General features: G+C 48.4%; 7 protein-coding genes. 3 read left to right on the top strand and 4 right to left on the bottom strand.

Annotated features, from left to right (window positions below):
* Positions 1-242: 242 nt before the first annotated feature.
* A complete protein-coding gene (locus NE536_RS05325; protein ID WP_261272031.1) occupies positions 243-1868 on the top strand; it encodes a methyl-accepting chemotaxis protein in 1626 nt (541 codons plus the stop codon).
* A 176-nt stretch (positions 1869-2044) separates the two neighbouring features.
* Here NE536_RS05325 and NE536_RS05320 read toward each other — a convergent pair whose 3' ends face one another.
* On the bottom strand, positions 2045-3043 hold the full coding sequence (locus NE536_RS05320) for a LysR family transcriptional regulator (RefSeq protein ID WP_261272030.1): 999 nt from the start codon (positions 3041-3043) through the stop codon (positions 2045-2047).
* Between the two features lie 138 nt (positions 3044-3181).
* Here NE536_RS05320 and NE536_RS05315 point away from each other — a divergent pair, with 138 nt between their 5' ends.
* Positions 3182-4141 (top strand): sodium-dependent bicarbonate transport family permease, encoded by a 960-nt coding sequence (locus tag NE536_RS05315; protein ID WP_261272029.1) that lies wholly within the window; start codon positions 3182-3184, stop codon positions 4139-4141.
* Positions 4142-4236: 95 nt separating this feature from the next.
* On the opposite strand, the gene NE536_RS05310 is transcribed toward NE536_RS05315, so the two are convergent.
* From NE536_RS05310 to prfB, 3 genes are all read right to left on the bottom strand, one after another.
* Positions 4237-5709, bottom strand: coding sequence for a carbon starvation CstA family protein (locus NE536_RS05310; RefSeq protein WP_261272028.1), 1473 nt, complete (start codon positions 5707-5709; stop codon positions 4237-4239).
* Positions 5710-6404: 695 nt separating this feature from the next.
* Positions 6405-7907, bottom strand: coding sequence for a lysine--tRNA ligase (gene lysS, locus NE536_RS05305; RefSeq protein ID WP_259519919.1), 1503 nt, complete (start codon positions 7905-7907; stop codon positions 6405-6407).
* Positions 7908-7935: 28 nt separating this feature from the next.
* A protein-coding gene (prfB, locus tag NE536_RS05300; RefSeq protein ID WP_006080387.1) for a peptide chain release factor 2 occupies positions 7936-9034 on the bottom strand; the annotation gives its coding sequence in 2 pieces (ribosomal slippage) (positions 7936-8958 and positions 8960-9034; 1098 coding nt in all).
* Positions 9035-9573: 539 nt separating this feature from the next.
* Here prfB and fdhF point away from each other — a divergent pair.
* Positions 9574-13851 (top strand): formate dehydrogenase subunit alpha, encoded by a 4278-nt coding sequence (gene fdhF, locus NE536_RS05295; protein ID WP_261272027.1) that lies wholly within the window; start codon positions 9574-9576, stop codon positions 13849-13851.
* Positions 13852-13918: the final 67 nt, after the last annotated feature.

Genomic DNA, 13918 nt, shown 5'->3' with positions numbered 1-13918 from the left:
TTTTAATCGGCTAAATTTACAATCCAAAACGAAAAAGTTAGAGAATATAATCTATAGTGTATTAAACCAAAAACTCACAGTTCCGACTCGGCGCGATAACAGTTAGTTTAACGTTAGCAAGCATGAGTTCAGCCTTTTGGCTCAAGCTTCATGGCTCGACAGCAGTGATTAAAAAGTATTAGCTCAAAAGCAGTAAGAACGACCTTAGACGGAACTCATTTAAATACAGGGACGACTCGCTTATGTGGTTACGACAAATTAAGATTGGCTCACGACTCATTACTGCCTTTGGCTTACTCGGCCTAGTCTTGTTACTTCAGGGGCTCATGTCGCTGCAAACTATGTCATCTATGCGCGCCTCCTCTGAAGAAATTGAAAAAAATACCCTACCGACACTCGTCACCCTTTCTAGCATCAATCTTAACGTGATGCGCGCTAGGGTATTTACATTTCGTCTGTTACTCGCCGATTCAGCTGCTGAGCGTGACAAAGGGCTCGAAACCTTAAGGCAAATTCGCGAGAACATTGAAACGGATCAAAAGGCCTACGAGCCTTTAATTAGTTTGCCTGGTGAGCAAGCCCTCTATCAGGATTTTAGTCATAATTTAGAGCTGTATTTACAGAATCAAGATCAAATGATCAGTAAGCTGCAGGCCAATGACACGACTGAAGCTAAACGGATCATGGATGAAGTGATGACGTTACAAGCTGATAAAATAACTAAAACGCTTATCAGCATTGGCGACTTAAATACCGAATATGCAGGCAAACAAGGCGAACTCACCGCACAAGCCTACGAAGAAAGTAAGCTACTCAACAGCGTAGTGATAATAGCCTCCTTGATTGCCGCATTTATCGTGGCCACATTATTAACCCGTAGCATTGTGCAGCCAATGAAAGAAGCGGTAGACATTTCAGTGACAGTCGCAAGCGGTGATTTAACACAGAAAATTAGTGCCGATGGCGAAGATGAAACTAGTCAACTGATGCAAGCACTAGCAAAAATGCAGCAGAACCTGCGCGATACCTTATCCCACATCGCAAACTCCTCTAACCAGCTCGCCTCCGCCGCCGAGGAACTCAATTCTGTGACTGAAGATGCATCCCGCGGTATACAACAACAAAATGATGAAATACAACAGGCTGCAACCGCAATTACCGAGATGAGTTCGGCGGTGGATGAAGTCGCCAATACCGCAATCCTCGCTTCAGAAGCCTCAGAAGAAACCGCCCGCAATACTGAATTAGGTAAAAAACAAGTAGATCAAACCGTCGCCGCCATTATCGACATGAATCAGGATGTGACGCAAAGTTCGCAAATTGTCCAAACCTTAGCCATGCAAGCTGTCGATATTGGCAAAGTTTTAGATGTGATCCGCGCGATTGCAGAACAAACGAATTTACTGGCCCTCAACGCAGCCATTGAAGCGGCACGAGCGGGCGATACTGGCCGTGGTTTTGCGGTCGTTGCCGATGAAGTGCGTGCACTAGCCCACCGCACTCAGTCGTCGACCCGCGAGATTGAAGACATGATCAACAAGATCCAGCACGGCACCGAAACCGCTGTACTATCGATGCAGCACAGTGGTCAAAAAGCGGAGCAAGCACTCGCTGTCGCCAGGCTCGCAGGGGATGCATTAAACACGATTAACACTCAAATCAGTACGATGAATAACAGCAATATGGTCATCGCAAGCGCCGCAGAAGAACAGGCGAAAGTCGCCCGTGAGGTCGATAAAAACATTGTGAACATTAGCGATCTCGCCAGCCAAAGCGCCGCGGGAGCCCAGCAAACCAGTGCATCGGCGCATGAACTATCAAGGTTAGCGGTTGAACTGAACAACTTGCTGAAGCGCTTTAAGGTATAAAGTCACCAGGTAAAGTCGTCGCGATTTAAGGCCAAAAGCCTCGCTTTTCGATTTGAGGTCAAATCTCGTTTTACAAGGGAACCAGAGGGTAACTGCACAAGGTGTGCAGTTACCCAGAATCTATGACCACATCTCTAACTTAATAAAATTATTCAGAATTAAAAACATGCACTCAGTTAAGACCGAGTTTGCGGCGCCTGATTAAAGTGCATAGCCAGTTCACTGATATCGGCAGCAACCCATTCTGGCTCGATACACTCGGCCAAATGCGCCGCCATAAAGTCCACCAGCTGCATGGCAGCATAGGGCAAGCGGCGATCTTTGCGGCCCACCAGATACCAGTTACTTTCGAGCGGAAAACCCGTTACCGGCAAAGTAGCCGGTTTTTCACGGCCCTCTTGCAGCGTATGCGCCGAAATCACCGACAAGCCTAAGCCAGACGCGACGCTTAGGCGTATCGCCTCATTGCTCTCGATTTGCATAGTGTCACCGAGCGTGATGCCTTGACCGCTGCACCAAGACTCGAACATCAAGCGGGTGGCAGAACCCGGCTCGCGCACGATAAAACGCTCATTTTTGAGATCGTTAAAACTTACTTGTTCACGGCCCACCGCCCAATGATCCTTTGGCGCAATCAACTGCAACGGGTTTTTAATGATCCGCGCAGATAGCACATTATCGCCACTAGGTGGATGACTAAACAGATATAAATCATCTTCTTGGCGCTCAAATCGACCTAACACATGGGCACGGTTACCTATATTTAAGGTCACTTTAACCTGCGGAAACTGCCGATAAAAGGCCCCTAAAATCCGTGGGAGTACGTACTTAGCGGTAGTGACGATACCGATATTAATATGCCCAACGCTGCCACCTTTGGCCTGCTGCATAAAGACATCGAAATCCTCAAAACGACTCAAGGTATCGCAGGCGGCGCGGTAGAGTTCATTGCCAATCAAGGTCGGTAACATACGGCCATCACGACTCTCGAGTAACGGCTCACCCAACACATCAGCCAGCTTTTTAAGCTGTAATGACACTGTGGGTTGGGTTAAATGCAAGGCCCTCGCCGCTGCGGAAATATTGCCTAACCGCACCACTTGTACATACACCTGCAGTAACCGAAAACTCAAGTGCCGCAATTTAAGTTGAGTCGATGACGTACGCTTATCCATAGACAATTATCTATACCTAAGTGTTAAACAATTTATTTTTCAATATAACCAATTAGGTCCAAAATCACCAGCCATCAGGATCACCCGACATTTAAGCCTGCTCTGCATAGCTTAAAAATCAAACTTAATGAGATACTTATGCCCGATATTGTCATTGCCTTTTTCGCCTTAGGCTTGTTAGCCGGCCTAGTGAAGTCAGATCTTAAAGTTCCTCCTGCTATCTACGAAACCCTATCCATACTGTTAATGCTCACTTTGGGCCTAAAGGGCGGAATGGCGCTCCACGGTCACACCCAAAACTTAGTGATCTCTGAGCTGTTAGCGGTTGTTGCTTTAGGCTTTATTATCCCCTTAGCCTTATACCCAGTGTTAACTCGGCTGGTTCGCATTGGTCACACAGATGCCATTAGCATTGCCGCCCATTACGGCTCAGTCAGCGCGGGAACCTTTGCGGTGGTGATGGCTATGGTGGAAAAATCAGGGTTGATCTTAAGACCCGAAACCACCCTGTATCTCGTGCTGCTAGAACTGCCGGCGATCGTAGTGATGCTCTGGCTACATAGATACTTAAGCGCCAAAAAAGCAATTGAAACATCACCCAAGAATGAAACTCAATCGAGCGTATTGCACGAAGCGTTAACCAGCCGCGGCGTTGTCTTACTCGTTGGCGGCGTAGTGATTGGTTGGCTTTACGGCCCAACGGGGCTTGCGCCGCTCACACCTGTGCTACTAGGCGGATTCAAAACTTTACTGGCATTATTTTTACTGGAAATGGGCTTAGTGACGGCCAAAGTGTGTTTGCCGCTACCACTAAAACAATGGCGCTTATTGGTGTTCGCCGCCGTAACGCCCTTTGTATTGGCTTGGTGCGGTATTGCCGTAGGATTATGGCTCGACTTACCTTCTGGCAGCATTTTAGTGCTAGCGGCATTAAGTGCCAGTGCATCTTATATCGCAGCGCCTGCGGCCATTCGAGCCGCAATACCCGAAGCCAATATCGGACTGGCTATGCTGGCCTCACTCGGCATTACGTTTCCGGTTAATGTGTTAATTGGCTTACCTTTATATCAACACTGGGTGATGCTCATTACAGCTTAATGGCGTAGCTTGGTACTTCTTCGCCGACAATCATAAAAAACAAGGGCTGCAAAATGCAGCCCTTGTGTCTAAATGGTCAAACTTGGTGTAACGGACTAGTTGACGTCTGCCACAGGTTTGCGTCGGTTGTGCGCAATAATCAGCGCAACTAAACAGATAACCCCGACTGCGATACCCACAGGCTGGCTCAAAGGTTGTGGTAAACCCAGACCAATACCCGCAGTCATAATGTAAGAAACCGTGACGCTGGTGCCACCAATGGCTGGCAGGCTGACAATCCAATGGAAGGTCCCGCGATCGAACAAATACTTAGTCGCTAACCACAATACACTGGTTGATAGCAGCATATTTGAGAAGGCAAAGTAGCGCCAAATCAAGGAGAAATCGATCTTCGTCATAAAGTACGCAATCGTGAGAATAGGTACCGCGACAAGTAAACGATTACGCATGCTTTGCGGAATATGGAATGCGTCGATAATCGTCAGTCGCAACGAACGGAACGCGGTATCACCAGAGGTGATCGGGAAGATAGCCACAGCCACAATCGCCATAATGCCGCCCACCACACCGAGATAAGTCGTCGCCACTTGGTTAACCACTAAACCTGGGCCACCTTGGTCGAGCAGACTCTTAAGCTCAACATAACCACCAGGGAAAGCCGCAATACCGGCCGTTGCCCATACACAAGCAACAATACCTTCAGCAACCATAGCGCCATAGTACACGGGACGCACATACTTCTCGTTGGTCAAACAACGGGCCATGATAGGCGCTTGAGTCGAATGGAAACCACTGATCGCACCACAGGTAATCGTCACAAACAACAGTGGCCATACTGGTAAGCCGTCTGGATTTGGCTCAAGTAACTCGTTGTTGTAGTGGCTGTGATCAAAATAAGCAAACACATCACCCATTTCAGGTAACTGCGGCGCATTGAGCATCAGGGCAACTGCGATAGAAACCGTCATCACTATCATCAACAAACCAAATGCGGGATACAGTTTAGTGATGATTTTATCAATCGGCAGCATAGTCGCCAAAAAGTAATAGGCTAAAATCACTAACACCCAGAAGGTGTTATTGCCAAAGATGGTGTCTTTGAAATAATCGAGATTACTCAGCAAACCTGCTGGGCTCATGATAAAGACCACGCCCACAAAAAACAGTAGCATGGCGGTAAACAGCAACATCACGCCTTTAAAGTAGATATTAAAGTAGTGGCCAGCGATCTCAGGCAAACTCTTACCGTCTTCTTTAATGCTGAGCACGCCAGAAAAATAATCGTGCACCGCGCCGCCAATAATGTTCCCCAACACAATCCACACTAAAGCAATGGGACCGTACAAGGCACCGAGGATCGGGCCAAATATCGGTCCCACACCTGCGACATTGAGGAATTGGATCAGAAACGCTTTAGCCGGATGAACCGGAACATAATCGACGCCATCTTCGAATCTCGCCTGTGGCGTCTTGGCTTTAGGATCTATACCCGCTTGACGTTCCACAAAGGGACTATAGAACTTGTACGCAAGCACTAAGAGTGCGATACAAATAAAGAAAATTAACATTATTTAATTATCCATACTTTAGTAGGAGGTGATTTAATGGAGAGTTTCATTGAGTTAGCTACTGAGGTCAAGCAACACACTATTAGACTAATGTCGGGTTGATTATCTGAAACAGCCACAGGAGTGGGTATAGCTGAATAAATGCGTTTGAAAATAGTTCATCGTACTGTTTATAACGTCAGTGATGTAGCCTGCTATTTTGGCATTCACTGATTGCCGCGTCTTAACCCCTTCACCCTAGGTCTTCCCGTAAATCTTCTCTACCAATAATGAAATGAACACAGCCAATATCGTGTGTAACTGGCGACTGGATGCCTGCAGCGTGGCGAGTTTTTCCTGACATCCCAATATGAAACCCCAAGTTAAAGCCACAATTGACACTCACAAACTAAACCCGCAATCTACACTACTATCGATAGCCACAACCTGAAACTCACATGCCACTTGATGATGTTCATCTAACCTATTTTTAGGTCACTAATAGCTCGACTCTAGCACGCATCATTTTTAGCTATTTTAGAAAACAAAAAACCAGCCAAATGGCTGGTTCTTTTAGGGGGCATTCATCACTGTGATGGTTTAGTTATACCTAAATCAATCACTGCAAACTTAACCTGTTACGACTTACTAAAAGTCGCGTGGCTAAGAGCTAATGCAACAAAATGTACAACGACGAAATGCCTTGTTCGACTGCATTACGCCTGTGGGCGCATCGCTGGGAACAGGATCACGTCACGGATAGTATGAGTGTTAGTGAACAACATCACTAATCGGTCGATACCAATACCTTGACCTGCCGTTGGTGGTAAACCGTGTTCCAGTGCAGTGATATAGTCTGCATCGTAGAACATAGCTTCATCGTCGCCAGCATCTTTCGCGTCAACCTGCGCTTTAAAGCGGTTGTCTTGATCCTCAGCATCGTTCAGCTCGCTAAAGCCGTTAGCCACTTCGCGGCCACCGATGAAGAATTCGAAACGGTCAGTGATGAAATGGTTGTCATCGTTACGACGTGCCAGTGGTGAAATATCCGCAGGGTAGCCAGTGATGAAGGTCGGTTGCATCAATTGCCATTCAGCGGTTTCACCGAAGATTTCTTCAAGCAGCTGACCACAAGTCCAGAACTTCTCAATCTTCATGCCTAAGCTTTTCGCTAAATCACGCATGAATTCAACATCTTTCACTTGCTCATAGGTCATAGCTTGGATAGTCGCGTTTTCAGGATTGTACTTCTGAATCGCTTCTAACATGCTTAAACGTGCGTATGGGCCACCGAAATCAACAGTGTGCTCGCCGTAGGGCATTTGCGCACTACCGAGCAGTTCGATAGCAATCGAGCTGAGCATTTCTTCGGTTAAGTCCATCAGATCTTTGTAGTCTGCATAAGCCATATAGAATTCCATCATAGTGAATTCTGGGTTATGACGTGGCGACAGACCTTCGTTACGGAAGTTACGGTTGATTTCGAACACACGCTCAAAACCACCTACCACTAAACGCTTCAGATATAATTCTGGCGCGATACGCAGGTACATTGGCATGTCTAAGGCGTTGTGATGAGTGATGAAAGGACGGGCCGAAGCACCACCTGGGATCACGTGCATCATAGGGGTTTCAACTTCCATGAACTCTTTTTTGATCATGAAGTTACGGATTGCAGAAACCACTTTAGAGCGCATGATAAAGGCATTGCGCGAATCTTCATTAACGATCAGATCCACGTAACGTTGACGGTAACGCATTTCTTGATCGGCAAGACCATAATAGTCCGCAGGCAATGGACGCAGCGCCTTGGTCAGTAGCTCGTACTGTTCCATGTTGACGTATAAGTCGCCTTTGCCAGACAAATGCAGCTGACCGGTTACACCGATAATGTCACCGATATCCAGACCTTGAAAACGCTCTTTCAAATCAGCTTGTACGCTTTTTTCAGCATAGGCTTGAATACGGCCAGACACGTCTTGGATCACTAAGAAAGGACCACGTTTTGCCATGATGCGGCCAGCGATGCTGGTCTTAAAACCTAAGGCTTCGAGTTCTTCTTTAGTGTTTTGACCATACTGTGCTTGCAGTTCAGCCGCTTTATGGGTGCGACGGAAGGTATTTGGATGCGCATTAGCACTACAGTTTGGGCGGATGCTTTCTAGCTTGGCACGGCGCTCGGCGATCAGTTTGTTCTCATCAATTACTTGTTCAGTCATCTTATTTCTCGTCTATACCTTGAATTAATTACAGCCCAGATTTCAAACTGGCTTCGATAAACTTATCCAGATCGCCATCGAGTACCGCTTGAGTGCTACGGTTTTCAACGCCTGTGCGTAAGTCTTTAATGCGGGCATCGTCTAATACATAAGAGCGAATTTGACTGCCCCAGCCGATATCAGACTTAGCGTCTTCTGCGGCCTGTTTGTCGGCATTTTGCTTGAGCATTTCTAACTCAAACAGTTTTGCTTTCAGCTGCTTCATCGCAGCGTCTTTGTTCTTGTGCTGTGAACGGTCGTTCTGACACTGCACGACTGTGTTAGTCGGTAAGTGGGTAATACGAATCGCCGATTCTGTTTTGTTAACGTGCTGACCACCCGCGCCCGATGCGCGGTAAGTGTCGATACGCAGATCCGATGGGTTGATATCGATAGTGATATCGTCGTCGATTTCTGGATAAACGAACACAGAGCAGAATGACGTATGACGACGACCCGATGAGTCGAATGGCGACTTACGCACTAAGCGATGCACGCCCGTTTCGGTACGTAACCAACCGAACGCATATTCGCCAGTGAACTTAATGGTCGCGCCTTTAATACCGGCCACATCACCATCGGTCACTTCCATCAACTCTGGGCTAAAACCATGGGCTTCGCCCCAACGCAGGTACATACGCAGCACCATGTTGGCCCAATCTTGGGCTTCGGTACCACCACTGCCAGACTGAATGTCTAAATAACAGTTTGACGCATCTTGCGGGCCGGAGAACATACGGCGGAATTCGAGATCGGCAAGGCGGCTTTCGAGATAATCCAGCTCTTTACTGGTTTCGTTGAACGTGTCTTCGTCTTCCTCTTCAATAGCCAGCTCGAGTAAGCCTTCAACATCTTCAAGACCTGAGTCCATATCGTCTATGGTTTTGACCACAGCTTCTAGGCTGGCGCGCTCTTTGCCTAAGGCTTGGGCACGCTCTGGGTCGTTCCACACTTCTGAACTTTCAAGCTCACGGGTAACTTCTTCTAGACGCTCATTTTTGGCATCGTAGTCAAAGATACCCCCTAAGAAGCTGCGTGCGCTCGGCAAGCTCCTTAATTTTGAATTTTACTGGATTAACTTCAAACATGAATTTTCAACTTTCTTTATTTGGCCGCTTTAATTGATCTTCCACTAAAAGAGGCAGTGATTAACAGTATTTGCAACCGCGCATTTTAACCTAACCAGACTGGTAAACCTAGGGGGGCACTGTTCATTAAATGGGATAACGAGGATTATTTTCCGGCCTAAAAGACCACATTACCACAGCCGAGACTAACAAAAAGCGCTGACTTAAGACTGTGATCTTACTTAAATTTAGCCAAGCTAAGTGATTCAGTAGGCCAAACGCGACCCAAAGTATGACTGACCTGCCAAGAAAACATTCGTAATATCAATGAAATTACCACTAAAAAGCCCAAATACCACCAACCTAATCACAGCTCAATTCGAACAAACATTCATCAGCGCACAGTCTGCACAAGGTTTGTGATTCAAGCTGCAATTCTGCTGCAAACTTCCCTCGCTCATAAGCGTCTTCTAAAGCTGTCTAGGTATACTCGAAGCAACCTAAGCCTGCAGCCCCGCGCTATAGCAGCTAAGCACCCTACATATAAAAAAGGCCATGGGATGATAGAACTTCGAATTGATGACCAAGTGTTGTCGGTTAACCCGACCGATAACCTACTGCAAGTGGCACATGCCGCGGGCATAGCCATACCCAGCTTATGTGATCCCAGCGCGGCCTCGCAGCAATTAGGCACTCATGCACACACTCACGCACAAGCAGACAAGCAAGCCTGCAATTTGTGTGTCGTCCAAATTGAAAATGCCGATGCCAGTTTGCGCTGCGTACGCGCCTGCGAAACGCTGGTCGCAGCGGGCATGCGGGTGATAACTCAGTCCGAATGGTTAAGTCAACAGCGCAAACAAGCACTGACAGCGATCTTGAGCGATCACTTCGCCGATTGTGAAGCCCCGTGCCAACAGGCATGCCCTGCGGGCGTCGATGTGCAGAGTTACCTGTATCACATCGCCCAAGGCAACCATACCGAAGCCGTTAAAGTCATTAAACAAACCTTGCCACTGCCGCTATCTATTGGCCGAGTTTGCCCTGCTTTTTGTGAGGCACAATGTCGCCGCGGACTGGTCGATGAGCCCATCGCCATTCGTCAACTCAAACGCCACGCAGCCGATCTCGATCTCGCCGATGGCGAAAAAGGCGGCACGAGTTATGTGCCGCCACGCCAAGCCGACACGGGCAAAAAAGTCGCGATTATTGGGGCGGGCCCAGCAGGATTAAGTGCAGGATATTACTTATCAAACCAAGGCCATAGCGTTGAGATATTCGAAGCTATGCCACAGGCAGGTGGCTGGCTGCGCTATGGAATTCCTGAGTATCGTTTACCTAAGGCGATACTCGATAAAGAAATCGAACTCTTGTGCCATAACGGCTTAACCATACACACAGAAACGCGCCTCGGCCATGAGGTGCATTTAAATCAATTAGTTGAAGATTTCGATGCAGTTTGTCTCGCCATTGGCGCCCAAAAAGCCGTGCCTATGGATTACCCAGGCAGCACGCTCAAAGGTTGCTACTTAGGTGTCGATTACTTAAAAGATCATTGCCTCGACCAGACACTTGTACTGGGCAAAAAAGTCGCCGTCATTGGTGGCGGCAATACCGCTATCGATTGCGCCCGCACTGCGGTGCGTGAAGGCTGCGATGTCACCTTAATTTACCGCCGCACCCGCGCAGAAATGCCCGCCGAAGCTTACGAAGTACACGAGGCCGAAGTCGAAGGGGTGAAATTTCATTTCTTAACCAATCCGCTTGAAAACCATAGCGATGCGCAAGGCAGAGTCCATTCAGTCACCTTCGCTAAGATGACACTCGGCGAAGCCGATGCCTCTGGCAGACACGCTCCCGTTGATACCGGTGAAACCTTTACCCAAGATTTTGATACTGTGATAGCCGCAGTATCGCAAACTCCCGACATGAGTTTTATGCACGATCCCGCCAGTCCTTTAAGCCAAGGTACACTCGCTCTCAGCCGCTGGAATACCTTCATTGGCTGCGAGCACACTATGTCATCCGGGGTTGAAAAACTCTTTGTGGTGGGTGATGCGCGCCGCGGTCCTGCCACCGCAGTTGCCGCCATAGGTGATGGCCATAAAGCCGCCATCGCCATAGATAAATTACTCAAACAAGGCCTAAGTTGCGAGCTGCATGCCAATGCATTTAATTCCGCTAAAGCCATCAGCAAAGCGGTAACACAAGACTTGCCCGCAACCGATCTTTATCCCGCCGTACCGCGTAAAGCCCGTTTAACCATGCCCGAGCTGAGTGCGGTGCAGCGTTTACTCAATTACGGCGAAGTCGAGCTAGGCTTTGCTCCCGATGCCGCCATGCAAGAAGCCGCGCGCTGCCTTGAATGCGCCTGCCAAGCTAATACGGATTGTAAATTAAGGGACTATGCGACCGACTACCATGTCGAACCTAAGTCACTCAACATTCAAAGCGCGCGTAAGTTTTCGGTCGATAAATCGAGTCCATTCATTCAATTTGATGCGAATCGCTGTATTAGCTGCGGTAAGTGCGTTGATGTGTGCCAGTTGCAGAGTGGCCATTGTGCGATTCAATTTGCCCATGATTCCTATCAAGCACTGCCGCAAGACCTAAGCGAAACCATCGAACGCCGCGCACCGAGAGTCGGCTTTAGCGCCAGCATGGCCGATAGCAAATGTGTGCAATGCGGTAACTGTGTGCAAGTTTGCCCAACGGGCGCGCTCGTCGATGCGCGGGATAAACGCCAAGGCGATGAAACGCCACTCAAAACCGCCTCAACGATTTGTACCTATTGCGGCGTAGGCTGTCGGCTCGACCTTAAAATTGATGCCAGCACTAATCAAATCCGTCATATCGAAGGCAACAAAGAGTCTGTGGTTAACCAAGGCATGCTCTGCGTCAAAGGGCGATTTGGCTTCGATTTTATTCACAGTGAAAAACGCCTCACAACGCCACTCATTCGTAAAAATGGCCAGCTCACGCCAAGTACTTGGCCTGAAGCCATCGCCTATGTGGCCGAACATTTACAGCAAATAAAACAGCAATATGGCAGTAATGCACTGGCAAGTTTGGCCTCGGCAAAAGCCACCAATGAAGAAAACTTCCTGCTGCAAAAATTTGTCAGAAGCATACTCGGCACTAACAACATCGACCACTGCGCCCGTCTGTGTCATTCATCTACGGTAACAGGCCTGCAGCAAAGTATTGGTAGTGGCGCTATGACCAATGACATTCCGAGCATTCAAGCATCGGATGTGATTTTTATCATAGGCTCAGACACCAGCAGTGCTCACCCGATCATCGCCTCGAAAATTAAGCAAGCCGTGGCTTTGCATGGCGCGAGACTAATGGTGGCCGACCCTAAACGTGTCGCCATTGCCGACAGTGCACAGCTTTATGTCGCCCACAGACCCAGCACTGACGTCATGTTACTCAATGCCATTATGGCGGAAATCATCCGCAACAACTGGCAGGATAAAAGCTACATTGCCGCACGCACCGAATGCGTGAATGCCCTCTACGCTGAACTCGCAAAAGCAGATTACAGCCTAGAAAACGCGGCCTTGATAACCGGCGTTAAAGCCGAAGATATCGCCTGTATCGCCCGCACCATAGGCACGGCCGAAAAAACCGCAATCTACTATGCTATGGGCATTACCCAGCACACGACGGGACACGACAATGTCACCGCCATATCTAATCTACAACTTCTGTGCGGCAATATTGGAGTTGAAGGAGCGGGGATTAATCCACTGCGGGGGCAAAGTAATGTGCAAGGTGCCTGCGACATGGGCGCACTGCCTAACTTCTTCAGTGGCTACCAAAAAGTCACCGACATTCATACCAGAATGCGTTTCGAGGCACACTGGCAAACGCCGTTATCGGGGGAGATTGGCGTAACCGCAACCCACATGATGCATGATATTTCCAAAGGGAAAATCAAAGCTTTGTATGTGATGGGCGAAAACCCTGTATTGAGCGATCCTGACCAAGCCCATGTGCTTAGGGCCCTTAACGCTATCGACTTTTTAGTGGTGCAGGACATCTTCCTCACCGAAACCGCTGAGCTTGCCGATGTGGTTCTGCCCGCCGCCGCGTTTGTCGAAAAACGCGGTCATTTCACCAATACAGAACGGCGAGTACAGCGACTCGAACGAGCCCTGTTACCGCCAGGCGAAGCCCTGCCCGATTGGCAAATTGTTCAAGCCATTGCCAATGCAATGGGCGCCGCTTGGAATTACCCCAATGAAGAAGCGATTTGGCAGGAAATCAATGAGCTAACACCACAATACCGCGGCATTACTTGGCAGCGATTAAACACTGGAGATGACGATAAAATTCCCCAAGGTATTCAATGGCCTTGCCCAGATGCAACCCATCCGGGAACGCCCATCATGCACCAAAATCAATTCACCCGCGGCTTAGGCAAGTTCACGCCAGTGAGTTATCGCTTACCCGCAGAAATACCCTGCAGTGAGTACCCGCTCACCCTCTCAACCGGACGTTTACTGGAACAGTTCCACACAGGCACCTTAACCCGTAAAACGGCCGGCTTAGACTTACTCGGCTCGCCTAAAGTAATGATTTCAGTCTATGACGCTGAGCAACTCGGCATAGGCAATGGCGATAAAATCAAACTCACGACCCGTCGTGGCGAAATTGAAATCGACGCCTTTGTGACGAAAAGAGCCCAAGCTGGCGTGCTATTCCTGCCCTTCCATTTTGTTGAGGCTGCTGCGAATAAACTCACCATTAATGCGCTCGACCCTGTGGCCTTTATCCCAGAATATAAGGTCTGCTCTGTGAGGGTGGAACGGGTTGCCGAGAAAATTGATTAGAATGAACTGACTAGGCTGGATTGACTAAAGTAGATGGATTAAGTGCTCTTCAAAAAGATAAATAAGC

Source organism: Shewanella septentrionalis (genome assembly GCF_025370265.1).
Taxonomy (GTDB): Bacteria; Pseudomonadota; Gammaproteobacteria; order Enterobacterales; family Shewanellaceae; genus Shewanella; species Shewanella hafniensis.
The sequence above is the reverse complement of the archived record's forward strand: the minus strand, read 5'-3'. Positions and strand labels throughout refer to the sequence as shown.